Source organism: Rhodovulum sp. 12E13, assembly GCF_003340565.1.
GTDB lineage: Bacteria > Pseudomonadota > Alphaproteobacteria > Rhodobacterales > Rhodobacteraceae > HLUCCA09.
In genome coordinates, this window is sequence record NZ_QPLK01000008.1 from 148,186 (window position 1) to 170,901 (window position 22,716).

The 22,716-nt window shown below is 71.8% G+C and carries 25 protein-coding genes; 9 read left to right on the top strand and 16 right to left on the bottom strand.

The features are described from left to right. Positions 1–6 precede the first annotated feature (6 nt). The 3 genes from DLJ49_RS09520 to folK are packed head-to-tail and all read right to left on the bottom strand — an operon-like array spanning position 7 to position 3,278. Positions 7–2,202 (bottom strand): RelA/SpoT family protein, encoded by a 2,196-nt coding sequence (locus DLJ49_RS09520; RefSeq protein ID WP_115393301.1) that lies wholly within the window; start codon positions 2,200–2,202, stop codon positions 7–9. Between the two features lie 50 nt (positions 2,203–2,252). After that, entirely contained in the window at positions 2,253–2,609 is a 357-nt protein-coding gene (gene rpoZ, locus DLJ49_RS09525) for a DNA-directed RNA polymerase subunit omega (RefSeq protein WP_115393302.1), read from the bottom strand. A 30-nt stretch (positions 2,610–2,639) separates the two neighbouring features. Next, on the bottom strand, positions 2,640–3,278 hold the full coding sequence (gene folK, locus DLJ49_RS09530; protein ID WP_115393303.1) for a 2-amino-4-hydroxy-6-hydroxymethyldihydropteridine diphosphokinase: 639 nt from the start codon (positions 3,276–3,278) through the stop codon (positions 2,640–2,642). 97 nt (positions 3,279–3,375) lie between these two features. On the opposite strand from folK, the gene DLJ49_RS09535 reads away from it, so the two are divergent. Then, a complete protein-coding gene (locus DLJ49_RS09535; RefSeq protein ID WP_115393304.1) occupies positions 3,376–3,978 on the top strand; it encodes a LabA-like NYN domain-containing protein in 603 nt (200 codons plus the stop codon). 36 nt (positions 3,979–4,014) lie between these two features. Next, on the top strand, positions 4,015–4,536 hold the full coding sequence (locus tag DLJ49_RS09540; protein ID WP_233488925.1) for a YqaA family protein: 522 nt from the start codon (positions 4,015–4,017) through the stop codon (positions 4,534–4,536). Here the strand turns inward: DLJ49_RS09540 and DLJ49_RS09545 are convergent. Then, positions 4,533–5,024: a c-type cytochrome gene (locus DLJ49_RS09545; protein WP_115393305.1), complete on the bottom strand. Its 492-nt coding sequence runs from the start codon at positions 5,022–5,024 to the stop codon at positions 4,533–4,535. The genes DLJ49_RS09540 and DLJ49_RS09545 overlap by 4 nt on opposite strands. A 153-nt stretch (positions 5,025–5,177) precedes the next feature. Here DLJ49_RS09545 and ispH point away from each other — a divergent pair, with 153 nt between their 5' ends. From ispH to rnhA, 4 genes are all read left to right on the top strand, one after another. Beyond that, a complete protein-coding gene (gene ispH, locus DLJ49_RS09550) occupies positions 5,178–6,134 on the top strand; it encodes a 4-hydroxy-3-methylbut-2-enyl diphosphate reductase (RefSeq protein WP_115393306.1) in 957 nt (318 codons plus the stop codon). 387 nt (positions 6,135–6,521) lie between these two features. Then, positions 6,522–6,983, top strand: a complete 462-nt coding sequence (locus DLJ49_RS09555) for a DUF3429 domain-containing protein (protein ID WP_115393307.1) — start codon at positions 6,522–6,524, stop codon at positions 6,981–6,983. Further along, positions 6,980–7,576: a methyltransferase domain-containing protein gene (locus tag DLJ49_RS09560; protein WP_115393308.1), complete on the top strand. Its 597-nt coding sequence runs from the start codon at positions 6,980–6,982 to the stop codon at positions 7,574–7,576. Before DLJ49_RS09555 ends, DLJ49_RS09560 begins: the two co-directional genes overlap by 4 nt. Positions 7,577–7,710: 134 nt before the next feature. Continuing rightward, the gene (rnhA, locus tag DLJ49_RS09565) at positions 7,711–8,160 is read left to right on the top strand and encodes a ribonuclease HI (protein WP_115393309.1); all 450 of its coding nucleotides are present in this window, start codon (positions 7,711–7,713) and stop codon (positions 8,158–8,160) included. Positions 8,161–8,401: 241 nt separating this feature from the next. Here rnhA and phbB read toward each other — a convergent pair whose 3' ends face one another. The 3 genes from phbB to DLJ49_RS09580 all read right to left on the bottom strand — a co-directional run bounded on the left by phbB (position 8,402) and on the right by DLJ49_RS09580 (position 11,508). Then, complete coding sequence (gene phbB, locus DLJ49_RS09570; RefSeq protein WP_115393310.1) at positions 8,402–9,124, bottom strand: acetoacetyl-CoA reductase; 723 nt, start codon at positions 9,122–9,124, stop codon at positions 8,402–8,404. A 97-nt stretch (positions 9,125–9,221) separates the two neighbouring features. After that, positions 9,222–10,397 (bottom strand): acetyl-CoA C-acetyltransferase, encoded by a 1,176-nt coding sequence (locus DLJ49_RS09575; protein ID WP_115393311.1) that lies wholly within the window; start codon positions 10,395–10,397, stop codon positions 9,222–9,224. Positions 10,398–10,668: 271 nt separating this feature from the next. Next, positions 10,669–11,508, bottom strand: a complete 840-nt coding sequence (locus DLJ49_RS09580; RefSeq protein ID WP_115393364.1) for an EAL domain-containing protein — start codon at positions 11,506–11,508, stop codon at positions 10,669–10,671. A gap of 117 nt (positions 11,509–11,625) precedes the next feature. Between DLJ49_RS09580 and DLJ49_RS09585 the strand changes: the two genes are divergently transcribed. Further along, a complete protein-coding gene (locus DLJ49_RS09585) occupies positions 11,626–12,192 on the top strand; it encodes a DNA-3-methyladenine glycosylase I (protein WP_115393312.1) in 567 nt (188 codons plus the stop codon). A gap of 108 nt (positions 12,193–12,300) precedes the next feature. Here the strand turns inward: DLJ49_RS09585 and DLJ49_RS09590 are convergent, their stop codons facing one another. Beyond that, positions 12,301–12,867: a TlpA family protein disulfide reductase gene (locus tag DLJ49_RS09590; RefSeq protein ID WP_115393313.1), complete on the bottom strand. Its 567-nt coding sequence runs from the start codon at positions 12,865–12,867 to the stop codon at positions 12,301–12,303. A gap of 33 nt (positions 12,868–12,900) precedes the next feature. On the opposite strand from DLJ49_RS09590, the gene argH reads away from it, so the two are divergent. Then, positions 12,901–14,301 (top strand): argininosuccinate lyase, encoded by a 1,401-nt coding sequence (gene argH, locus DLJ49_RS09595; protein WP_115393314.1) that lies wholly within the window; start codon positions 12,901–12,903, stop codon positions 14,299–14,301. Beyond that, positions 14,298–14,471, top strand: coding sequence for a hypothetical protein (locus DLJ49_RS22060; protein WP_199533338.1), 174 nt, complete (start codon positions 14,298–14,300; stop codon positions 14,469–14,471). Before argH ends, DLJ49_RS22060 begins: the two co-directional genes overlap by 4 nt. Before the next feature lie 18 nt (positions 14,472–14,489). Here the strand turns inward: DLJ49_RS22060 and DLJ49_RS09600 are convergent, their stop codons facing one another. The 8 genes from DLJ49_RS09600 to DLJ49_RS09635 all read right to left on the bottom strand — a co-directional run bounded on the left by DLJ49_RS09600 (position 14,490) and on the right by DLJ49_RS09635 (position 22,711). Further along, on the bottom strand, positions 14,490–15,170 hold the full coding sequence (locus DLJ49_RS09600) for a lysophospholipid acyltransferase family protein (protein ID WP_158547439.1): 681 nt from the start codon (positions 15,168–15,170) through the stop codon (positions 14,490–14,492). Positions 15,171–15,342: 172 nt separating this feature from the next. Further along, on the bottom strand, positions 15,343–18,795 hold the full coding sequence (locus DLJ49_RS09605; RefSeq protein ID WP_115393316.1) for a chromosome segregation SMC family protein: 3,453 nt from the start codon (positions 18,793–18,795) through the stop codon (positions 15,343–15,345). A gap of 206 nt (positions 18,796–19,001) precedes the next feature. Then, positions 19,002–19,313, bottom strand: a complete 312-nt coding sequence (locus DLJ49_RS09610) for a hypothetical protein (RefSeq protein WP_115393317.1) — start codon at positions 19,311–19,313, stop codon at positions 19,002–19,004. 147 nt (positions 19,314–19,460) lie between these two features. Continuing rightward, positions 19,461–20,345 carry a lysophospholipid acyltransferase family protein gene (locus DLJ49_RS09615; protein WP_369932510.1) on the bottom strand — a complete coding sequence of 295 codons (885 nt, stop codon included), beginning with the start codon at positions 20,343–20,345 and terminating at the stop codon, positions 19,461–19,463. An 82-nt stretch (positions 20,346–20,427) separates the two neighbouring features. Further along, positions 20,428–20,715 carry an HPr family phosphocarrier protein gene (locus tag DLJ49_RS09620; protein ID WP_115393319.1) on the bottom strand — a complete coding sequence of 96 codons (288 nt, stop codon included), beginning with the start codon at positions 20,713–20,715 and terminating at the stop codon, positions 20,428–20,430. Positions 20,716–20,727: 12 nt separating this feature from the next. After that, a complete protein-coding gene (locus DLJ49_RS09625; protein WP_115393320.1) occupies positions 20,728–21,129 on the bottom strand; it encodes a PTS sugar transporter subunit IIA in 402 nt (133 codons plus the stop codon). Further along, on the bottom strand, positions 21,126–22,121 hold the full coding sequence (gene rapZ / locus DLJ49_RS09630) for an RNase adapter RapZ (RefSeq protein WP_115393321.1): 996 nt from the start codon (positions 22,119–22,121) through the stop codon (positions 21,126–21,128). Before rapZ ends, DLJ49_RS09625 begins: the two co-directional genes overlap by 4 nt. After that, a complete protein-coding gene (locus tag DLJ49_RS09635) occupies positions 22,118–22,711 on the bottom strand; it encodes an HPr kinase/phosphorylase (RefSeq protein WP_115393322.1) in 594 nt (197 codons plus the stop codon). Before DLJ49_RS09635 ends, rapZ begins: the two co-directional genes overlap by 4 nt. Between the last annotated feature and the right edge of the window lie 5 nt (positions 22,712–22,716).

A 22,716-nucleotide genomic window follows, 5' to 3' on the forward strand; every position in this document is an offset into this window, starting at 1 on the left:
CCCCCTTCAGCCCGGCATCACCGGAGCCGCCGCGACAGGACCGACACCCGAGACGCCGCCAGCGGGCGCCGTGCCGGCGTCCTCGCGAGGCGCGGCCTCTGGCCCCGATCGGCGCAGGCGCGCCAGCTCGGCCACGTCGTTGTCGGCTTCAAGGGCCGTCATGACCATGTGCAGATGCTCCACATCCCGCAACTCAACATCCACACGAAGTCGGTAAAAATCCGGCTTCCTGTCGACGAACTCGAGATCGGAGATGTTGGCTTTCTGCTCGCCGATCAAGGTGCAGATGCGCCCCAGGACGCCGGCGTCGTTCGACAGCACGATGCCCAGCGACACGGTGTAGACGGCCGGATGCAGGCCCGAATGCCAGTGCAGGTCGATCCAGCGGTCGGGCTGATCCTCGACGGCGACGAGCTGGGGGCAGTCGATGGCATGCACGACAACGCCCTGCCCGCGATAGGTGATGCCCACGATCCGCTCGCCCGGCAGCGGCTGGCAGCAGGTGCCGCGACGGGGGTGCTGCTCGGGCGCGAGGCCGAGCACGGCGCGCGAGGGCGCGACCTCTTCCCCCTTTCGGGAGAGGTCGGGGTAGAGCGTGTCGACCACGTCGCGCGCGCTCATCTCGGCGGAGCCGAGGCGGGCGAGCAACTCCCCGGCGTGGGGCAGGCCGAGCTGCCTGGCGGCCGTCGCCAGCGCCTTGTCGGTCGCCTTCTTGCCGACATGCTCGAAGGCGACGCGGGCAAGCTCGCGACCGAGCTTGATGTAGCGCTCGCGGTTTTCCTCGCGCAGCGACCTGCGGATCGCGGCCTTTGCGCGGCCCGTCACCACGATCTCGAGCCAGGTCGACTGGGGCCTTTGCCCCTCGGCGGTGATGATCTCCACCGACTGCCCGTTTTTCAGCCGGGTCCAGAGCGGCACGCGCACCCCGTCGACCTTGGCGCCGACGCAGGAATCGCCGATCCGGGTGTGGATGCCGTAGGCGTAGTCGAGCGGGGTGGCCCCCTTGGGCAGTTTCACCACGTCGCCCTTGGGCGTGAAGCAGAACACCTGGTCGGAATACATCTCGAGCTTGACGTGCTCGAGAAACTCCTCGCCCTCTGCCTCGACGAACCGCTCCTTGAGCTGGCTGATCCACTGGGCCGGGTCGACGGCGAAGCGATTCTCGGCGCGCACCCCGTCTCGATACGACCAGTGGGCGGCGACGCCCGCCTCGGCCACCTCGTGCATCTCGCGGGTGCGGATCTGCACCTCCACCCGCTTGCCGTCGCGGCCCGAGACGGTTGTATGGATCGAACGGTAGCCGTTCGATTTGGGCTGGCTGATATAGTCCTTGAACCGGCCCGGCACGGCCTTCCAGCGCTGATGGATGGCACCGAGCACGCCGTAGCATTCCTGCTCGGTGCCCGTGATGACGCGGAAGCCGTAGATGTCGGACAGGCGGGAGAAGCTGAGCTGCTTTTCCTGCATCTTGCGCCAGATCGAGTAGGGCTTCTTGGCGCGGCCGAACACCTCGGCCTCGATCCCCACCTTGGCGAGTTCGTGGCGGATGTCGTTGGTGATCTTCTCGATCACGTCGCCCGTTTCGCGCTGGAGCGTGACGAAGCGGCGGATGATCGAGCGACGCCCGTCGGGGTTGAGCACCTGGAAGGCGAGATCCTCGAGCTCGTCGCGCATCCACTGCATGCCCATCCGGCCGGCGAGGGGCGCGTAGATGTCCATCGTCTCGCGGCTCTTCTGCTTCTGCTTCTCGGGCCGCTGCCAGCGGATCGTGCGCATGTTGTGCAGCCGGTCGGCCAGCTTGACCAGGATCACGCGAAGATCCTCGGACATGGCCATGAAGAGCTTGCGGAAGTTCTCGGCCTGCTTGCTCTCGGACGAGGTCAGCTGAAGATTGGTGAGCTTGGTCACCCCGTCGACCAGCCGCGCGATCTCGTCGCCGAACTCGCGGGCGATGTCGGTGTAGCGGGCGCGCGTGTCCTCGACCGTGTCGTGCAGGAGGGCGGTGACGATGGTGTCGTCGTCGAGCCGCATGTCTGCAAGGATCGCGGCCACGGCGACCGGGTGCGTGAAATAGGGCTCGCCGGAGTGGCGGGTCTGGCCCTCGTGCATCCTGTCGCCGTAGGCATAGGCCCGGCGAATGAGGTCGCCGTCGCTGCGCGGGTTGTAGGCGGCGATGCGCGCGGCAAGATCGTCGGCAGACAGATGCGTCGTTGTCGCCGCCTCGGGGGCGCGGATTTCGGCCGAGTAGGGCGTTACTTCGGCTCCTGCGCTTCCATGAGTTGCCTCAGGAGCATCTCTTCCGACATGTCGTCGTCGTCCGGCTTGTCGGCGCTCTCGGACCCCATGAGCAGCGCCATCGAGTCTTCCTCCGGCTCGTCGACCTCGATCTGGGTCTGCAGGCTTTCGATCATGCGCTCGCGCATCGTGTCGGCCTGCTGCGTCTCTTCGGCTATCTCGCGCAGGGCGACGACGGGGTTCTTGTCATTGTCGCGGTCGACGGTGATCGGGCTGCCCGAGCTGATCTCGCGGGCGCGGTGGGCGGCGAGCATCACGAGCTCGAACCGGTTGGGAACCTTGTCGACGCAATCTTCGACGGTGACGCGGGCCATAGAATCCTCCGGAGGTGCGGAAACGGTGACCTAGCGCGCCGCCCCCTGCTTTGCAAGGGCGCGCGGCGAGGCAAGCGGGCGGATCGCGGCGCGCTCGGCCTCCGGCAAGGCGTCACGCAGCGCCGCGGCCGTCTGGCCCGTCACCGGGTGGCGCCAGCCGGGCGAAATCTCGGCCAGCGGCACCAGCACGAAGGCACGCGCCTGCAGGCGCGGATGGGGCAGGATAAGCCGGTCGGGCGTGCGGATCCGCTGCTCTTCCGCCGGCAGCCCGGCCCAGAAGGCCCAGACCGAGCGGTCGGGCGCTACAGCGCCGCCGTGGTCGAGCAGGTCGAGATCGAGGGTCCGCGCGCCCCAGCGCGCGCTCCGCTGACGCTCGTAGCGGCCCTCGAGAGCGTGAAGTTCCGCCATGAGCGCGCGGGCCGAGAGCGGAGTGGCGAGCCGAACCACGGCATTGGCATAATCAGGGCCGGCGCCGGCGGGCACGCAGGGCGTGGCATAGACATGACTCGCCGCCACGACCCGTGCGGGCAGCGCCGTCAGGGCGGTGATCGCCTCGGCCACCGTGTCTGCCGGTTCGCCGCCCGCGAGCGGCAGATTCGCGCCGAGAGCGACATGAGCCGAGGTCTCGGCCTCTGTAACGGCGTCATGACAACTTGCAGTTTCCCGCACGGCGCCCCATCCTTTGGCATGTCGCGAGGCCCCTGCCCCCGCCACCACTCATTTCGCACAAATGGGGCCCGCCGCGACTCAAGGAAAGGGGTTTTCCATGTTTTACCGCGACGAGCGTCTCGCGCTCTTCATTGACGGGTCGAACCTCTACGCTGCCGCCAAGGCCCTGGGATTCGACATCGACTACAAGCTCTTGAGGCAGGAGTTCATGCGGCGAGGCAAGCTCCTGCGCGCCTTCTATTACACCGCCCTGCTGGAGAGCGAGGAATACTCGCCGATCCGGCCGCTGGTCGACTGGCTGCACTACAACGGCTTCGCCATGGTGACGAAGCCCGCGAAGGAATACACCGACAGCCAGGGGCGGCGGAAGGTGAAGGGCAACATGGACATCGAGCTGGCCGTCGACGCCATGGAACTCGCCCCCCGCCTCGATCACATCGTGCTTTTCTCGGGCGATGGCGATTTCAAGCCGCTGGTGGAGAGCCTGCAGCGCCAGGGCGTGCGCGTGTCGATCTGCTCGACCATTCGCAGCCAGCCGCCGATGATCGCCGACGAGCTTCGCCGGCAGGCCGACAACTTCATCGAGCTCGACGACCTGCGCGAGGTGATCGGCCGCCCCCCGCGCGAACACCGGGAGCCGCGCGAGCACCGCGCTGAGGTCTCGGACCGCGTGGACGAGAAAGAGCAGGAAACGTCGTGACCTGACGCAGCGGCCGCCTGCGCTAGCTGCCGCTCCGTGACGACCGGAAGTGCCGCCGCCGACCTGATCGTGCTCTTCGCCGCCGCCTTCGGCGCGGCGACCATCCTGCCGTTCCAGTCGGAGATCGTGTTCGGCGCGGTGCAGGCCGAGGGGGCGATCGCGCTCTGGCTGGTCGTGGTCGTGGCGAGCGTGGGCAATACGCTGGGCTCGGTCGTCAACTACCTGATGGGTCTCTGGGCCGAGCGCTTCCGCGACCGGCGGTGGTTTCCCGCCACCCCTGCCCAGCTCGACCGGGCGCAGCGCTGGTATGCAAGGTGGGGTGTCTGGTCGCTTCTGCTCTCATGGGCGCCCTTCGCCGATGCGCTGACCGTCGCCGCGGGCGTCATGCGCACGCCGTGGTGGCTGTTCCTCGCCCTGGTGAGCGTCGCCAAGACGGGGCGCTACCTGATCCTCGCGGGCCTGCTCTCCGGGGTGCTGCCCGGGCCCGAGGGGGCGCCCGTCGCGCCCGGAGGGCATGCGGCGCCCGAGGCGGCGCCCGCCGAGCGCCCGCCCGACTAGTTCGAGAATGTTACCGAATCGGCATTGATCCTGTTGTGGATCTCGATCACCTCGTCGGGCCAGGTGCTCTTGATGAAGGCGAGCGCGGCGAGGATCTCGCTCTCGGTCAGCACGTCGGCGAAGCCCATCATGTTCGAACGGTAGCCGCGGCCCACCACCGCCTCTGTCCCGCGCTTGGTGATGTCGATCAGCAGCGCGTCGGCGTGGTGCCAGGTGTGGCCCGTCTCGTCATGCGGGGGGGCCGGCAGCAGGCCGGCCGCATCCCGGCTGCGCCAGTCGGGCACCTGCCCCTCGAGGTCGGCGCCGTGGCAGGCCGCGCAGTGGTCGGCATAGATCGTCTCGCCCAGGGCGACGGCCTGCGCATCCTCGTAGGGAATGAGCTGGCCGAGACGGCTCTCCTGCCCGTCGCTCACCGCCCAGGCGGCGAGGCCGGCAACCCCGGCGACCGCGACGACGGCGATGGTGGCGATGGTGGCGATCCTGCGCATGACGGCTCCTTCCGCAGTATCGCTTGATACGCCTGACCGACGGCGGATGGAGTCACGCTCGCGTGAGCGGGCCGCAGCGCCGCTCCGACGCAGCCCGCCCGGGTGGACGCGCCCGCGCGCCTTCTCTACCTTGCCCACAAAGGAGTTCGCCGCATGTCAAAGCCGCCCCTCGCCCTCTACCTCGCTGCGCCGCGCGGCTTCTGCGCCGGCGTCGACCGCGCGATCAAGATCGTGGAGATGGCGCTCGAGAAGTGGGGCGCGCCGGTCTATGTCCGGCACGAGATCGTGCATAACCGCTTCGTGGTCGACGGCCTGCGCGACCAGGGCGCGGTCTTCGTGGAAGAGCTCGACGAATGCCCGCCCGACCGGCCGGTGATCTTCTCTGCCCACGGGGTGCCCAAGGCGGTGCCGGCCGAGGCCGCGCGGCGCGAGATGATCTATGTCGATGCGACGTGCCCGCTGGTGTCGAAGGTGCATATCGAGGCCGCGCGGCACCACGAGAACGGCCTCCAGATCGTGATGATCGGCCATGCCGGCCACCCCGAGACGGTCGGCACGATGGGCCAGCTGCCCGAGGGCGAGGTGCTGCTGGTCGAGACCCCCGAGGACGTGGCGACGCTTCAGGTTCGCGACCCCGCGCGGCTCGCCTTCGTCACGCAGACGACGCTGTCGATCGACGACACGGGCGAGGTGGTCGAGGCGCTCTCGGCCCGCTTTCCCGACATCGTCGGCCCCCACAAGGAAGACATCTGCTACGCCACCACCAACCGGCAGGAGGCGGTCAAGGCGATGGCCCCGAAGATCGACGCGATGCTTGTCGTGGGCGCGCCCAACTCGTCGAACTCGAAGCGGCTGGTGGAGGTGGGCGCGAAGGCCGGCTGCCGCTACGCCCAGCTCGTGCAACGGGCGTCCGACATCGACTGGCGCGCGCTCGAGGGGATCGCCTCGGTGGGCATCACCGCGGGCGCCTCGGCACCAGAGGTGCTCGTGAACGAGGTGATCGACGCCTTCCGCGAGCGCTACGAGGTGACGGTCGAGATGGTCGAGACGGCGCAGGAGAACGTGGAGTTCAAGGTGCCGCGCGTGTTGCGCGACCCCGTGATCGCCTGACCGGCCCCGGCGGCCGCACCCAAGCGCCGCCCCGTTTCGCCGCCCCCCTTACGCCGCCCCGCCCCCCGGCATCCGGGGCGCTCCCGCCTCCACTCGATGCCGTTTGGCATCTCGCTCCGTTGGGCCGGCGCCGCGCGCACGCGCGGCGTGCCCGCGCCCGTCGTCACCGTGCGCCTTCGCACGGTCCGGGCGAACGGGGGGCAGCGGGGATCTCGCCCTCACCGGAACGCGCGTGCACCTCCTCGGCGCCTGCGACCCGGCGTGACGGCGTTCGGCGGGCCACCCCTGCCCTGCAGGGCGGGCGAGACCGGGGCAACCTGCGGATGCAGGCGACCGCGGGGCGCGGCGCCCCTTCCCCTCGGCGCGGGAGGCGCTAGAACGCGGGCCATGCTGAAGGTCTCCGACGTCCCCCGCTCCGCCCTCTGGCTCGGCCTCGCCGGGCTGCTGCCCTTCCTGTGGGGCGTGGCGACCATCCATGTCGACCTGCTCTACGGGTTCGGACAGCGCAATCTCGGCGGGCGCTACGTGGCACCCTTCGTGCTGCTGAATTACGGGCAGGTGATCCTCGCCTTCATGTCGGGCGTGATCTGGGGCTTCGCCGCACGGGCCGAGGGCGAGGTGCAGGCGCTGGGCTTCGGCCTGTCGGTGATCCCGGCGCTCTGGGCCTTCTTCTTCGTGGGGGGCGGGCCGGTCTCGGCGGCGATCTACCTGATCGCGGGCTTCATCGGCGTTCTCATGATCGACTGGTTCTTCTGGCGGAACGGCCTCGCGCCCGCGTGGTGGATGGCGCTGCGCATCCCTCTCACGGCGGTGGTGTGCCTCTGCCTCGCCGCGGTGGCCTTCGGATGAGCGGCGACCGCGAGACGCTCGCGATCTACGACGGGCGCGCAGCGGAGTATGCCGACCGTGCCGGGGCGCCGGAGCCGTCGGCCCGGCTCTCCGCCTTCATCGCCGCACTGCCAGGGGGCGGGCGGGCCCTCGATCTCGGCTGCGGGCCCGGCGCGGCCGCCGCGGCGATGGCCGGGGCCGGGCTCGAGGTCGATGCGCTCGACGCCTCCGCCGGCATGGTGGCGCTGGCCCGCGAGCGCCACGGCGTCGCCGCGCGGCTCGGCACGTTCGAGGAGGTCGACACCGCGCGCGCCTATCACGGCGTCTGGGCCAACTTCTCGCTCCTCCACGCACCGCGCGGGGAGATGCCCCGCCACCTCGCGCGCCTGTCGGATGCGCTGGTGCCGGGGGGCCTTCTGCATGTCGGGCTGAAAACCGGTGAGGGCGAGAAGCGCGACAGCCTGGGGCGGCTCTATACCTATTACACTGAGGCAGAGATGGCGGGGCTGCTCGAGGCGGCAGGGTTCACGGTGGTCGATCGCGCGGCGGGGCGGGACCGCGGCTTCGACGGGGAAGAGGCCGACTGGTTCGTCCTCTGGGCGCGCACGGGCTGAGACGACTTGCCCCCGGACGCCCGCTCGCCTAACCGCCCGCGCATGGATCAGATGCACCCTCCCGACCGAGGCGCGCACCGCACGCCGCACCCGCGGGCCATGGCGGCCTGGCGCCCTGGCGTCGGGGCCCGCCCGTGACCCGGCTCTACGCCTTCACCGACGGGGCGTGCTCGGGCAATCCCGGCCCGGGCGGCTGGGGCGCGCTCCTTCAGGCGAAGGACGGCGACCGGGTGGTGAGGGAGCGCGAACTGTCGGGCGGCGAAGCGGCGACAACGAACAACCGGATGGAGCTGCTGGCCGCGATCACCGCGCTGGAGAGTCTGACGCGGCCCTCGTCCATCACCGTCGTCACCGACAGCGCCTACGTGAAGAACGGCGTCACCGCGTGGCTGCACGGCTGGAAGCGGAACGGCTGGAAGACCGCCGCGAAGAAGCCGGTGAAGAACGAGGACCTTTGGCGCCGGCTCGACGACGCGCAGGCCCGCCACGAGGTGACGTGGGAATGGGTCAAGGGCCATGCCGGCCACCCCGAGAACGAGCGGGCCGACGAACTCGCCCGCGCCGGAATGGCCCCGTTCAAGTAACGGCGCCACAGCGCGCTCCCGACACCGCTGCGTGGCTTGCGGCGCATCGCGCCGTTGGGGCCGGTTGCCCGCGTGCCTGCGGCGCCCCCGGAGTGCGCTGGCGGGAAAATGCCTCGGGCCAAGCAACGCCGGTCGCGGCACGCCCGGGTCGCGGCGTGGGGCGCGCCCGGGTGGCTCGCGTGGGCGGGGGGGCGGCCGGGCGCACCCCACCCGGCAAAGCCGCCCGGCCGCGCGTCGCCGCTCAGGCGAAGAACTGGGCGCCGTTGGCCGAGATGACCGAGCCGTTGATGAAGCTCGAGTCGTCCGAGGCGAGAAAGGACACGCAGCGAGCGATCTCGTCGGGCTCGCCGAGGCGGCCGGCAGGGATCATGCCGATGATCTTCTCGCGCACCGACTCGGGCACGGCCATCACCATCTCGGTGGCGATGTATCCCGGGCAGATCGCGTTGGCGGTGATCCCCTTGGCCGCCCCCTCCTGCGCGAGCGAGCGCACGATCCCGAGATCGCCCGCCTTGGTCGCGGCGTAGTTCACCTGGCCGAACTGGCCCTTCTGCCCGTTGATCGACGAGATCACGATCACCCGCCCGAAGCCGCGCTCGCGCATGCCCGGCCAGACCGGGTGGATCGTGTTGAAGACGCCGGTCAGGTTGGTGTCGATCACCTCCTGCCACTGCTCGGGCGTCATCTTGTGGAACGGCGCGTCGCGGGTGATGCCGGCATTCGCCACGACCACGTCGATCGGCCCCATGTCGGCCTCGACCTGCGCGATCCCGTTCTTCGACGAGTCGTAATCGCCCACGTTCCACTTGTAGGTCTTGATGCCGGTGGCCTCGGTGAACGCCTTGGCCTTCTCGTCGTTGCCGGCATAGGTCGCCGCCACGTCGTAGCCCCCGGCCTTCAGCGCCTTCGAGATCGCCTCGCCGATGCCGCGGGTGCCGCCGGTGACCAGTGCAACACGTCCCATGTCTGTCCCTTTCTGGAGTTCGCTCGCGTTCGATCGCTATAGAAACGCGAACGCCTGCGCAATTATCTTGCGCAGGCGTTCGCCCGTCCGTGTGGGCTCAGGGCCGTTCGACGCACATCGCCACGCCCATGCCCCCGCCGATGCACAGCGTGGCCAGCCCGCGCTTCGCGCCGCGGCGCTTCATCTCGAACAGCAGGGTGTTGAGCACGCGCGCGCCCGAGGCGCCGATCGGGTGGCCGATGGCGATGGCGCCACCGTTCACGTTCACGCGGTCGGGATCCCAGCCCATGTCCTTGTTGACCGCACAGGCCTGCGCGGCAAAGGCCTCGTTGGCCTCGACCAGGTCGAGATCCTCGACCTTCCAGCCCGCCTTCTCCAGCGCCTTGCGGCTGGCGTGGATCGGACCCACACCCATGATCGCCGGGTCGAGGCCGGCCGTTGCGTAACTCGCGATGCGCGCGAGCGGCTCGATCCCGCGCTTCTCTGCCTCGTCGGCCGACATCAGCAGCGCACCGGCCGCGCCGTCGTTCAGGCCGCTCGCGTTGGCGGCCGTCACCGAACCATCCTTCGTGAAGGCGGGCCGCAGCTTCTGCATCCCCTCCATCGTGGCGCCGTGGCGGATGTACTCGTCCTTGTCGACCACGATGTCGCCCTTGCGGGTCTTGACGGTGAAGGGCACCACCTCGTCGTCGAACTTCCCGGCCTTCTGCGCGGCCTCGGCCTTGTTCTGGGAGGCCAGCGCGAACTCGTCCTGCTGCTCGCGGCTGATCTGCCACTTCTCGGCGACGTTCTCGGCCGTGTTGCCCATGTGATAGCCGTTGAAGGCATCCCACAGGCCGTCCCTGATCATGGTATCGACGTATTTCAGGTCGCCCATCTTCTGGCCCTGCCGGATGGTCGCCGCGTGGGGCGCCATCGACATGCTCTCCTGCCCGCCGGCGGCAACGATGTGGCTGTCGCCCAGCATGATGTGCTGGGCGCCGAGGGCGACGGCGCGCAGGCCCGACCCGCAGACCTGGTTGATGCCCCAGGCCGCGCTCTCCTGCGGCAGGCCCGCGTTGATATGCGCCTGGCGCGCCGGGTTCTGGCCCTGCGCGGCGGTCAGCACCTGGCCAAGGATCGTCTCCGACACCTCGGCCTTGTCGATGCCCGCCCGCTCCACCAGGGCCTCCAGCATCGCGGCGCCGAGGTCGTGCGCGGGCGTATTCGCGAAGGAACCGAGAAAGCTGCCGACGGGCGTGCGCGCGGCAGAGGCGATGACGACGTTGGTCATGGGTGCTCCTCTCCATGTGGCCCGGAGAGGGGGGCCCGGTGGCCCGGGGCGACCGGACGAGATCCGCCCCCACCGGATTCGGCACCCATGGGTAGGGGCGCGACCCGTGGGGCGCAAGGGATAGCATGTCCCACCCCGTCGGGGGCGCTTCGCCTGGTATGGCCGTCGGGGGTGGCCCGCAGTCCGGCGCGTCAGAAGGCGCGGCGCGGCACAGCGGCCCTGCCCGCCCCCGGGCGCGCACGCCAGTGGCGGACGGACGGTGGCGACCCGCTCAGCCCGCCGCGCGCGCGCGGCGGGCCGCGGCGGGGCGCAGCGCGGGGGCGCCGAGATGGTAGCCCTGCAGACAATCGACGCCGAGGGCGGCGATCACCTCCGCATCCGCGGGCCGCTCGACCCCCTCTGCCACAACCAGCATGTCGAAATGGCGGGCGATCGAGATCAGCGCCTGGCAGAGCACCCGGTTGTCGGGATTGTCGGCCACACCCAAGACGAACTCGGCAGCGATCTTGAGAATGTCGAAGTCGAGGTCGCGCAGATAGCGGAACGACGTGTAGCCCTGCCCGAAATCGTCCAGCGCGAAGGCCACACCCTTCATGTGGAGATCCGCCATGAAAGCCTGGGTGACTTCGGGGAGCAGGATGGCCGAGCTCTCCGTGATCTCGACGATCAGCCGCTCGAGAACGGTCGGGTGGGCCGCCTCGACCCTCTCGAGGATGCGCCGCCAGGGCGCGTAGCCGATCGACCGGGCCGACATGTTGACCGACAGCCGCATGTCGGGCGCCTCGACCAGCGCGGCGAGGCCCGTCTCGAGCGCGACGCAGTCGAGAAGACGGCCCGTCTCGTGCGCCTCGCAGGCGCCGATGAACTCGCGCGCGGGGATCACCCGGCCCGTATCGTCGATCACGCGCAGGAGCCCCTCGTGGAAGGCGACGCGCCCCGCATCCGGTGCGGCGACCACGGGCTGGAAGGCGAGCGCAACGTCGCGCCGCTCCAGCGCGCGGCGCACCATCGACAGGATGTCGCCGTCGCGCAGGGCCAGCGCGGCATCCAGGGGGCTCGGGTCGGGCCATGTCGGGGCCGCCCCGTCCGCCAGCCAGTCATCGCCACGCATCGGCCCGCCCCGGGCCCCGGTCGGATCGCCTTGCCGCATAGCGCCCTCCATGACTTGCGTGCAGGCTACGGCGCGGGCTTTAACCGTCGGTGAACTGCCGGAGGGGAGCGTCAGGGCGTGGCACGCTGCGGCTGGGTCGGACACGACCCGATCTACATCACCTACCATGACGAGGAATGGGGCGTGCCCGAGTCCGACGCGCGCGCCCTGTTCGAGAAGCTCGCGCTCGAAGGCTTCCAGGCCGGACTGTCGTGGATCACCATCCTGAGAAAGCGCGAGACCTTCCGCCACGCCTTCGCCGGTTTCGACCCCGAGGTGCTTGCGGGCTGGGGCGAGGCCGAGGTGACCCGGCTGCTCGCCGACCCCGGCATCGTGCGTCACCGCGGCAAGATCGAGGCGACCCTCGGCAATGCCCGCGCATGGTGCGCAATCGAGGCGCGGGAAGGCTTTTCCACCTTCCTGTGGGAGCGGGTGGGCGGCACCCCGATCCGGAACGGCTGGCGCTCGGACGACGAGGTCCCGGCCGAGACGCCGCTGTCGCGCGCCATCTCGAAGGACCTGCGCGCCGAGGGCTTCCGCTTCGTCGGTCCGACCATCGTCTACGCCTTCATGCAGGCGGTGGGCATGGTCAACGACCACGTGGTGAGCTGCCCGCGCCATGCCGACCTGAGCGCGCCGGACTGATCGGCGAAAACGGCCTTCGAAGGCCGTTGCCCCAAGCCGCTTGGAAGCGGCTTGCCACGCGGCGGCGCCGCCGCGTGGCCACGGCGTTTCGAAACGCCGTCTCCGCGCTCAGCTACCCACGTCCGACGCCAGTGCCTCGAGGATCGCCACCGCGCTCTCGCTGTCCCAGTGCGCGTCTCCCCGCAGCCGCGCCACTTCGCGCCCCTCCGGATCGACGATCACCGTGATCGGCAGTCCCAGCACCGCCATGGCGCGCGCGAGCTCCTGGCTGGGGTCGCGGTATTGCGGCAGCGTCTCCACGCCGATCTCGTCGAAGAACCGCGCGATGCCCTGCACGGAGTTCCGCCCCGTCGCCACCGTCACCACCTCGACGGGCTGCCCTGCCAACGCCGCCTGCAGGTTGGCGAGCGTCGGCATCTCGACCCGGCAGGGCGCGCACCACGTCGCCCAGAAGTTCAGCACGACCCACTGGCCGCGGTAGGCGGCCAGCGACACCTCGGCCCCAGCCGCGTCGACCACGTCGATGTCGGGCAGGGCCTGCGGCTCGGAAAAGACGAGCTTCTTCATGTCGCCCTCGCGCAGCGCCTCGACGCCCGACCAGTCCTGCGCCGCCGCCGGGGCGCTGGCCAAGCCCGCCATTGCCAGATAGATCGCTGCCGCCAGACCATGCTTCATGCCGTCTCTCCCTCTGTCCAGCCGGAGCCGCCCATGACCGACAATCCGGACCGCGCCGCCAATTCCATGTGGGGCGGCCGCTTCGCCGCCGGCCCCGACGCGATCATGGAGGCGATCAACGCCTCGATCGGCTTCGACCGCCGCCTCGCCCGCGAAGATGTCGAGGGCTCGCGCGCCCACGCCGCCATGCTCGCCGCGACAGGTATAATCACGGAAGAGGAGTCCGGCGCCATCCGCGAGGGCCTTCTCACGGTCTTGTCAGAAATCGAGCGCGGCGAGTTCGCCTTCTCCGCCGCGCTCGAGGACATCCACATGAACGTCGAGTCCCGCCTGCGCGAGTTGATCGGGCCGGCCGCCGGGCGGCTTCACACCGCCCGCTCGCGCAACGACCAGGTGGCGACCGACTTCCGCCTCTGGGTGCGCGACCGCTGCGACGCCGCCGTGCAGGGGCTCGCGGCGCTGCAGCGCGCGCTGCTGGCCCAGGCCGAGGCCGGCGCCGAGTGGCCGATGCCGGGCTTCACCCACCTCCAGGTCGCCCAGCCGGTCACCTGGGGCCACCACATGCTCGCCTATGTCGAGATGCTCGGCCGCGATTCGGGCCGGTTCGCCGATGCCCGGCGGCGGATGAACGAATGCCCCCTCGGCGCCGCCGCTCTCGCCGGCACGTCCTTTCCCGTCGACCGGCAGATGACGGCTGAGGCGCTGGGGTTCGACCGCCCGGCCGCCAACTCGCTCGACGCGGTGTCCGACCGCGACTTCGCGCTCGAATACCTCGCTGCCGCGACGATCTGCGCCATGCACCTGTCGCGGCTTGCCGAGGAACTGGTGGTCTGGTCCTCCGCCCAGTTCCGCTTCGTCACGATGTCCGACCGCTGGTCGACCGGCTCGTCGATCATGCCGCAGAAGAAGAACCCCGACGCCGCCGAGTTGATCCGCGCCAAGATCGGCCGCATCCTCGGCGCCAACATCGCCCTGCTGACCGTGATGAAGGGGCTGCCGCTGGCCTATTCCAAGGACATGCAGGAGGACAAGGAGCAGGTGTTCGACGCCGCCGATTCGCTCGACCTCGCGCTCGCGGCGATGACCGGCATGGTGGCCGACATGACCGCGAACCGCGCCGCGCTCGAGGCTGCTGCCGCCACCGGCTTTTCCACCGCGACCGACCTCGCCGACTGGCTGGTGCGGGTGGCGGGCCTGCCCTTCCGCGACGCGCACCACGTCACCGGCGCCCTCGTGGCGAAAGCCGAGGCGGCGGGCTGCGACCTGCCCGACCTGCCGCTGGCCGAGATGCAGGCCGCCCACCCCGCGATCACCGAAGACGTCTACAGCGTGCTCGGCGTCGCCAACTCCGTCGCCTCGCGCACCAGCTACGGCGGCACGGCGCCGGCGCGGGTGCGCGAGCAGATCGCCCGCTGGAAGGAGATCCTCGCATGACGCGACTCGCCGCCTTCGCCGCTCTCCTCGCCCTCCTCGCCGGCTGCGGGGTCGACGGCCCGCCGCGCCCGCCGGCCGACGACCCCGACCCCCGGCCGGAACCAGGCCTCGCGATCTCGGGCACCGCAAGCTTCGGCGTCACCGGGGGCAGCACCCGCATCCGCAACTGACGGCGGGCGGCGCCCGCCTCAGCAGATCGGGCCCGCATGCCCCATCCGCCGGTCGGCCGCCCCGGTCACCGCGTCGAGTTCGGCCTCGAGCCGCGCGCGCTCGGCCTGCAGCGTCACCTCCGTCGCACGCTTGTCCACGGTGCCGAAGCGGCGATAGAGCAGGCAGGCCCGCCCGCCGGCGCGGGGCACCACGAGCCTGTCCCAGCTGTCCATCTGCCAGAAGCGCGTGGCGGAGAAGCCAACCAGCCAGACAGGCGCGCCGGTCAGCCGCGCCCAGTCGAGCGGCACGGTCTTCGCCGTGCGCGCGGGGCCGAGCGGGCCGTCCACCGCCACCCCGATCGACATGCCGCCCCGCATCTCGCGCGCGAGCGCCAGGCTCTCGCCCCGGTTCGGCCGGCGGTCGTGCATCGCCCGCGTCGCCAGCCCGAAGCGCCGCAGCGCCTGCCCGGCGAGCCGGCCGGGATATTGCTGCGAGGTGAGCGTGGTGAGCGGCCCCCACCCGGTGTCCCAGAACCGCGCCGCGCACATCAGCCGCCCGTGCCAGAGCGCGAGGATGACAGGCCCCGCCTTTGCCTCTTCCGCCAACGCCTCGCGGCCCTCGACCAGCCAGTCCGTCCGTCCGAAGGCGCGCCGCAGATGCGCGGCGATCAGGGCCGCCGGAAGGGCCTGGCCCGCGGGGCTCGCCGCAGCCGCTGCCACCTTCTTTCGCATTGCCGTCACCGCCCGCGCCACCACCCGTCCTGCCCTCTGGCGACCATGGTCCCTCTCCTAGAGCGACGTCGCCAGCGGCGAAAGGCCCGCCCGCCGCCCGGGCCGGGGCGCGCAAGGGTGGGCGGGTGGGGCGCGGCCCGGCCCGGGCGGCGGGCGGGCCTCAGGCGACCATCTGCTCGGCGCGTTTCAGGTCGACCGACACGAGCTGGCTCACCCCCTGCTCCTGCATCGTCACGCCGAAGAGGCGATCCATCCGGCTCATCGTGATCGCATGGTGGGTGATGATCAGGAAGCGCGTCTCGGTCCGCCGCGTCATCTCGTCGAGCAGGTCGCAGAACCGCGTCACGTTGGCGTCGTCGAGCGGCGCGTCGACCTCGTCGAGCACGCAGATCGGCGCGGGGTTGGCGAGGAACACGGCGAAGATCAGCGCCAGCGCCGTCAGTGTCTGCTCGCCCCCCGACAGGAGCGACAGCGACGACAGCTTCTTGCCCGGCGGCTGGCACATGATCTCGAGGCCCGCCTCGAGCGGGTCGTCGCTTTCCACCAGTTCCAGCCGGGCCGAGCCGCCGCCGAAGAGATGCGTGAACAGGTGGCGGAAATTCTCGTCGACCTGCTCGAAGGCGGTGAGCAGCCGCTCGCGCCCCTCGCGATTGAGGCTGGCGATGCCGGATCGCAGGGCGCGGATCGCCTCTTCCAGATCGGCCTTCTCGGCGGCGAGCGAGTCGCGCTCGGCCTCGACCTCGCGTGCGTCTTCCTCGGCGCGCAGGTTCACCGCGCCCAGCGCGTCGCGGGCGCGTCGCAGGCGCAGGATCTCGGCCTCGATCGCGTGGGTGTCGGGCAGCTGTTCGGGATCGGCGTCGAGCGTCTCGAGCAGCGCCTCGGGCGTTGTCTCGAGCTCCTCCCGGATCGCATCGGCAGCGGCCGCCAGCGCAGCCTCGGCCGCCTCGGCGCGGGCCTGGGCGGCCGCGCGCCCCTCGCGCGCCTCGCCCGCCGCACGCTCGGTCTCGCGCGCGGCGCGCTCGGCCTCTCGGAACGCCGTCTCGCCGGCGGCGCGTGCATCTGCCGCCGTCTGTCGCCGCGCCTCGGCCTTGTCGATCTCGTCCGCAAGCCGCTCCAGCCGCTCTTCGATGGCGGCGGGGCGATCGCGCGCCTCGCGCAGCTCGTCCTCGGCCTGCGCCTCGCGGCGGGCGAAATCGGCGGCGCGCGTCTCGGCGTTCGACAGCCGCTCGCGCCATTTGTCGATCTCGCGCCCAACCTCGGCCCGGCGGCGGGCGCGGGCCTCGCCCGTGCGCCGGATCTCTTCCTCGGCGGCGCGGGCGGCGACCATGTCGGCGCGGCATCCCTCGGCCGCCGCGCGCGCGTCCTCCGCCCGGGCGCGGGCCGCCCCCAGATCGGGGAGCTCTGCGCGGGCGGCCTCTGCCTCGGCCAGGCGTTCGGCGGCCTCCTCGGCCTCCTGCGCGTGGCGCGCGGTGGCGAGTTCGGCCGCCACGAGCTTCGTCTCGGCCATCGCGCGGGCGTTCTCGGCACGCGACAGCGCGCGCGAGGCGTCGGCCGCGCGTGCATCGGCCGCGCGGCGGGCCTCTCTCGCGGCCCGGTCGGCCTCGCCCGCCGCCGCGAGGGCCTGCGCGGCCTCTGCGTGGGCTGCCTCGGTCTCGGCCGCGCGCCCCTCGGCCGCGTCCAGATCGGCCCGCAGAGCGGCGAGCCGGTTGACCTGCTGGAGCCGGAGCGCCGCAGCCGTCGGCGCATCCTCGGCCGCGGCGCGGAACCCGTCCCACCGCCACAGGTCGCCCTCGCGGCTGACCAGCCTCTGGCCCGGCTTCAGCATGGGCTGCAGGCGCGCGCCGTCGTCGCACCTGACCAGCCCCACTTCGCCGATGCGGCGCAGCAGAACGTCGGGCACGTCGACATGGGCGGCAAGCGGCTCGGCGCCAGCGGGCAGCCCCTGCGGCGCGTCATAGGGCGGCAGGCCCGCCCAGCCCGAGCCGCCTTCGCCTGCGATCGGCGCGCGGAGATCGTCGGCGAGCGCCGCGCCCAGCGCCTGCTCGAAGCCCGGTGCGACCGTCACCGAATCGATCACCTGCGCGCCGTCCGAGGCCTCGCGCTCCACGAGCCGGGCCAGGGCTCCCGCCTCGGCGCGAATCGCCTGCGCCTCGCCCTCGGCGGCGGCATGGGCGGCGCGGGCCTCGGCCTCGCGCGCCGCGGCCTCCGCGCGGGCGGCGTCGGCCTCGGCCAGCCGCTCCTCTGCCGCCTCGGCCTGCGCCTGCGCCTCGTCCTGCCCGGCGGTCGCCTGCTCCGCCGCCTCCGCCGCCGAGTCGAGCGCGCGCCTTGCGTCCTCGCCAACGCCGCGCGCCCGGGCCGCCTCTCCGCGCGCCTTCTCGAGCGCCGCCCGGGCGTCGGACTCGGCCCGCTCGGCATTCTGATGCCAGGCGGCGAGGCGCGCGGCATCCTCGGTCTCGCGGCCCAGATCGGCCTCGCGGGCCGAGAGGTTCGCCGCCGCGATGCGCGCCGCCTCGGCCGCCGCCTCGGCCTTGTCCTCGTGGCCCTCGAGCGCCGCGTCGAGCTCTTCCCCCTCGGCCAGAAGCCGCTCGAGGCTCTCGCCCGCGTCGCGGTTGAGCCCCGCTTCGCGCTCGCGGTCATGCGCGAGCTGCGCGACTCGCTTTTCCAGCGCCGCGATGGCCGCCTCGGCGCGGCGCGCCTCGCCCTGCTGATCCTTGCGCTCGACCTCGAGGCGCTGCAGCACTGCGGCGGCGATCGCCTCCTCCTCGCGCAGCGCCGGCATCCGCCCGTCGGCCTCTTCCCGCGCCGCCTCGGCGGCGCGCGCGGCGCGCTCCGCCTCGGAGGCCCGGCGCACCAGATCGGCCAGCTCGGCCGCCGTTGTCGTCACCGCGTCGCGCGCCTCGGCCCAGCGGCGGTAGAGCAGCAGGCCCTCGGCCCGCCGCAGGTCGCCCCCGATGGCGCGGTAACGCTGCGCCTGCTTCGCCTGACGGGCCAGAGCCGCGAGCTGCGCGTTGAGCGAATCGAGCAGGTCGTCGACGCGCGAGAGGTTCTGCTCGGCCCCGTTCAGCTTGAGCTCGGCCTCGTGGCGCCGGGCATAGAGGCCCGAGATGCCCGCCGCCTCCTCCAGGATGCGGCGGCGCGACTTCGGCTTGGCGTTGATCAACTCCGAGATCTGGCCCTGCCGCACCAGCGCCGGCGAATGCGCCCCCGTCGAGGCGTCGGCGAAGAGCATCTGCACGTCGCGCGCCCGCACGTCGCGTGCGTTGGCCTTGTAGGCGCTGCCCGCGTCGCGGGTGATCCGGCGGACGATCTCGATCTGGTCGGCGTCGTTGAAGCCCTGCGGCGCGCGCCGCTCGGCGTTGTCGATGATCAGCGACACCTCGGCAAAGTTGCGCGCGGGCCGGCGGCCGGAGCCGGCGAAGATCACGTCTTCCATGCCGCCGCCGCGCATGGCGGTGGGCCGGTTCTCGCCCATCACCCAGCGCAGCGCCTCCAGCAGGTTCGACTTGCCGCAGCCGTTGGGGCCGACCACGCCCGTCAGACCCTCGGCGATCACGAGGTCGGTGGGATCGACGAAGCTCTTGAAGCCGTTCAGCCGAAGCCGCGTGAAGCGCATCCGCCGGTATCCCTGCCCAGGTCCGCCTGTCCGGGGCCCCGCCGGGGCCCGCCGTGCCATGCTGCCGCCTGCCTGCGGCGCCCGGGTGCGGATCACACCGCCCCGAGTCTCGTTGACCACAGAGTGCGGGCGCAAGGCTGCCCGAGTCAAGCGGGCATCACCGGATATGCCTGTCAGGTCCGGGCTATCCACAAGATATGTCCCTCTCAGCAGGCGAGCCGCGCCTCTATCACGGACGAATCGCCCCTCAGCGAGCCGGGCACCACGCGGCATCCCGAGGCCCGCTCCATCGCGATCCCGGCGCGGGGCACGATCTCGCGCCCCCGGCTGCCTGCGCGCAGGTCGAAGTTCGTGCGCACCGCCTGCGCCTCGCGCCCCGCGACACGGACGGAGAAGGTCGAGCCCGCCACCTCGACGCGCGTGGCCGGAACACCGGCGAAAGACGACAGCGGCGAGGGGCTGTCGCACCCCGGCAGAAGCAGGGCGGCGACAGCGAGAGAGAGGACCACCGGGCGCATGCCCCAGACTGGCAATGGCATGGTTAACGATTGGTGAACGCAGGCCCGTCGCCCTCGCCCGGGCGGCCCGCGCCGCGCGGGCGGCGCGCGGGTGGGCGGGTGGGGCGCGTCGGCCGCGCGGCGCGGGCCGCCCGGGCGAGGGCCCGGTCAGGCCCCGCGCAGCCCCAGCGTGCGCTCGCGTAGCCACGCGACGAAGCCGCGCGGGTTCTGCGCCCAGGCCTCGACCTCGCCGCGCTCGATCGCGGGGCCCACGACGGGCGCCTGCGGCCGGTTCAGCGCGTGGACCACCTCGTAGAGCAGCAGCCCCTGCCGCAGCGTCGACGACACGCGGTTGGCCATCTGGTACCAGCGCGAATTCTGGCCGGGGAAGTAGACGGGCACCACCCGCGCGCCCGAGCGCTGGATCATCTTGGCGGTGAAGGGGTTCCACTCGCGCTCGACGGCCGCGCCGAACATCGTCTCCGACGCCGCCACCACGCCCGAGGGGAACAGCACGATGGCGCCGCCCTCGCGCAGATGATCCATCGCGCGCTTGCGCATCTCGAGGTTCTGCTGCAGCGCGTCTTCCTCGTGGGCGAAGGGCACCGGGATCATGAAGCGGTCGATCTCGGCCACCCCCGTCAGGAGCGAGCGGGTCAGGATCTTGTAATCCTGCCGCACCCGGCCCACCAGCTCGGCCAGCACCATCCCGTCGACCAGACCGTGCGGGTGGTTGGCGACCACGACCAGCGGCCCGCGTTCGGGGATGCGCGCGATCTGCTCGGGCGGGGTGTGAAGCTCGACTCCCATGACGTCGAGCGCCTGCTTCCAGAAGGCCTGGCCCTCGGGCACCCCCATCGCCTCGAATTTCCGGATCAGCCGCAGCAGCCGCATCTTGCCGGTGAGAAGCTCCATCGTCTGGATGGTCCGCACCTGCCACGGATTGGTGAAGGTATGCGCGTAGGACAGCCGCCGGCGGTCGTAGGGCCTGTCCTTCAGGGTCGTGCCGTCGCCCTGCCCCTTCAGGGGCGCGGTCGACGCGCCATGCATCATCATCCCTCGGTGCTGGGTGCTTTCGACCAAACCGCAGCGCTCCCCGTCCGTCCTGCGCCCTCTGCTGCGCCCCTCGGCAGCCCTACATGTCCTCGCCGAAGCGAGCGGAGACGAGCGCGGCGAGCGCGTCGGCCAACGCGCCGGCCTCGCCCCCGCGGGTCTCGATCTCAATAGTCGTTCCCTTCGAGGCTGCCAACATCAAAAGCCCCATGATGCTGTCGCCCGAGGCCTCCATGCCGTCGCGGCGGACGGTCGCGACGGCATCGAACCGCTCGACGGTCTCGACGAACTTCGCCGCCGCCCGGGCGTGCAGACCCTTCTCGTTGACGATCTCCACCTCGCGGCTTGCGCCCGGTGCCGGTCCGTCCATCCCTGCTTCTCCCTAGCCCGTCAGCCCGGCATCGCTCTCGAAGGCGTCGATATACTTCCGCCCCGCCGTGAGCGCCCCGTCCACCGCCTCGCGCACCGGCAGGTCACGAGACTTGGCGAGCTTTATGAGCATCGGCAGGTTGGCCCCGTAAAGGATCAGCCGGCCCGGATGCGCGCTCGCCCGCAGCGAGAGGTTCGACGGCGAGCCGCCGAACATGTCGGTCACCACCACCACGCCGTCGCCCTCGTCGACGGCGTCGGCCGCGGCGCAGATCTCGCTCTGCTTGGCGAGGCGGTCGTGATCGGGCGCGATCGAGATGGCCTTCATGCCGGCCTGGCGGCCGACCACATGCTCGACCGCCGCGAGATATTCCCCTGCCAGACCGCCATGCGCGACGATCACGATGCCGATCACCCTGCACTCCCCCGGCCCGTCCGGACCGACCCAGTTCCATCGACGCCCCGGCGGACGGCCGCCCCGCCGCCGGCGCCGGCCAGAGCGCGACGCTCCAGTTCGCGATGCCGAATAGACACCCGCCACCCCGCGCCCGCAAGCGCCTTCGCCAGCCGCTCGGCCATGGCGACCGAACGGTGGCGCCCCCCCGTGCAGCCGAAGGCGACCGAAAGGTGCGCCTTGCCCTCCTCGACATGGGCCGGCAGCAGCAGGTCGGCGAGCTCGGCGACCTTGCCGAAGAAGGCGTCGAACCGCGGATCCTCTGCGATGTAGGCGGCGATCCGCGGGTCGCGGCCATCGAGGTCGCGCAGCGCGTCGTCCCAGTAGGGGTTCCGCAGGAACCGGCAGTCGAACACCATGTCCATCCCGCGCGGCAGCCCGCGCTTGTAGGAGAACGAGTGCAGCGAAACCGCGAGCCGCTGCGCCGTCGGGCCGCCGAACCAGCGGTCGATCTCGGCACGCAACTCGTGCAGCGTCAGTTCCGAGGTGTCGACCAGGATGTCGGCACGGTCGCGGATCGGCGCGAGCAGGTCGAACTCGCGCTCGATGCCGGCGAGCGGGGTCTCGGCGGGGGCGAGCGGGTGACGGCGGCGCGTCTCTGAGAAGCGGCGCAGCAGGACGTCGGCCGAGCAGTCGAGGTAGAGCACGTCGAAACCGGGCGGCGGCGCGCGGTCGATCAACTCGAGCAGGGCGGCGGTCGAGAAATCACGGTTGCGCGTGTCGATACCGAGGGCGAGCCGGTCGGGGCGCGGCGGGCCGTCGAGCAGGCGGGGGACGAGCGAGAGCGGCAGGTTGTCGATCGCCTCGAAGCCCAGATCCTCCAGCGCGCGGATCGCGGTGGAGCGGCCCGCGCCCGAGGGGCCGGTGACGAGCACCGGCCGAGGGCCCTCGGCGCGCGCCCGTTCGGCCGCGTCCGGCGGTGTCTGGGGAGCGGAGCGGTCCGGGGCGGTCATGGCGTGGCCTGGAGCGGAGCGTCGGGATCGATCGGCGGGTGAGCGAGCGCCATCAGCAGCGCAGGCGCGAAATGTGCGTCCTCCACACGGCGAAACAAGGCGACTTCGCGGCCGAGTAACACGGTCGTGCGCCGTGGCGGCAGGCGCTCGGTCTCTGCCTGCGACAGGTCGGCCACGGCCGCGACCGGCACGCCAGCCAGCCAGGGCAGGCGCAGCAGGCCGAGGCCGCGCGCCTCAATCAGGCCGGCGATGGAGGGCGGCGGGCTGGCGACGGGGCGGCCTGCCTCTAGGGTCAGAACGGTCCGGTCGTCGGCGACGAGGCAGGCGCCGCGGGCGAGCAGCTCGAGCGCCAGCGCCGACTTGCCCGACCCGGCCGGGCCCCGGATCAGCAGTGCCTGCCCCCCGTGGGCGACGGTCGTGGCATGCAGGGTGGCGGCGGCGACGCCCCCGACGCCCGCGCCCGTGTCACGATCGCACGTCGGCCCGCCCCCGGCCTCGCCCGCTGGCGCATTCCTGGTCGGCTGCGGCGCGCCTCCTGCCGCGCCTGCGGGCGGCAGGTGCGGGGCGGCGGGACGGGTGCCAGCCGCCATCGCGC

What these genes read in the sequence shown, in the direction of transcription:
- rpoZ (WP_115393302.1), bottom strand. Translation starts at nt 2,609, where the DNA reads ATGGCCCGCGTCACCGTCGAAGATTGCGTCGACAAGGTTCCCAACCGG.
- DLJ49_RS09535 (WP_115393304.1), top strand. Translation starts at nt 3,376, where the DNA reads ATGTTTTACCGCGACGAGCGTCTCGCGCTCTTCATTGACGGGTCGAAC.
- DLJ49_RS09545 (WP_115393305.1), bottom strand. Translation starts at nt 5,024, where the DNA reads ATGCGCAGGATCGCCACCATCGCCACCATCGCCGTCGTCGCGGTCGCC.
- ispH (WP_115393306.1), top strand. Translation starts at nt 5,178, where the DNA reads ATGTCAAAGCCGCCCCTCGCCCTCTACCTCGCTGCGCCGCGCGGCTTC.
- DLJ49_RS09555 (WP_115393307.1), top strand. Translation starts at nt 6,522, where the DNA reads ATGCTGAAGGTCTCCGACGTCCCCCGCTCCGCCCTCTGGCTCGGCCTC.
- DLJ49_RS09560 (WP_115393308.1), top strand. Translation starts at nt 6,980, where the DNA reads ATGAGCGGCGACCGCGAGACGCTCGCGATCTACGACGGGCGCGCAGCG.
- phbB (WP_115393310.1), bottom strand. Translation starts at nt 9,124, where the DNA reads ATGGGACGTGTTGCACTGGTCACCGGCGGCACCCGCGGCATCGGCGAG.
- DLJ49_RS09575 (WP_115393311.1), bottom strand. Translation starts at nt 10,397, where the DNA reads ATGACCAACGTCGTCATCGCCTCTGCCGCGCGCACGCCCGTCGGCAGC.
- DLJ49_RS09580 (WP_115393364.1), bottom strand. Translation starts at nt 11,508, where the DNA reads ATGCGTGGCGATGACTGGCTGGCGGACGGGGCGGCCCCGACATGGCCC.
- DLJ49_RS09590 (WP_115393313.1), bottom strand. Translation starts at nt 12,867, where the DNA reads ATGAAGCATGGTCTGGCGGCAGCGATCTATCTGGCAATGGCGGGCTTG.
- argH (WP_115393314.1), top strand. Translation starts at nt 12,901, where the DNA reads ATGACCGACAATCCGGACCGCGCCGCCAATTCCATGTGGGGCGGCCGC.
- DLJ49_RS22060 (WP_199533338.1), top strand. Translation starts at nt 14,298, where the DNA reads ATGACGCGACTCGCCGCCTTCGCCGCTCTCCTCGCCCTCCTCGCCGGC.
- DLJ49_RS09605 (WP_115393316.1), bottom strand. Translation starts at nt 18,795, where the DNA reads ATGCGCTTCACGCGGCTTCGGCTGAACGGCTTCAAGAGCTTCGTCGAT.
- DLJ49_RS09610 (WP_115393317.1), bottom strand. Translation starts at nt 19,313, where the DNA reads ATGCGCCCGGTGGTCCTCTCTCTCGCTGTCGCCGCCCTGCTTCTGCCG.
- DLJ49_RS09615 (WP_369932510.1), bottom strand. Translation starts at nt 20,345, where the DNA reads ATGATGCATGGCGCGTCGACCGCGCCCCTGAAGGGGCAGGGCGACGGC.
- DLJ49_RS09620 (WP_115393319.1), bottom strand. Translation starts at nt 20,715, where the DNA reads ATGGACGGACCGGCACCGGGCGCAAGCCGCGAGGTGGAGATCGTCAAC.
- rapZ (WP_115393321.1), bottom strand. Translation starts at nt 22,121, where the DNA reads ATGACCGCCCCGGACCGCTCCGCTCCCCAGACACCGCCGGACGCGGCC.
- DLJ49_RS09635 (WP_115393322.1), bottom strand. Translation starts at nt 22,711, where the DNA reads ATGGCGGCTGGCACCCGTCCCGCCGCCCCGCACCTGCCGCCCGCAGGC.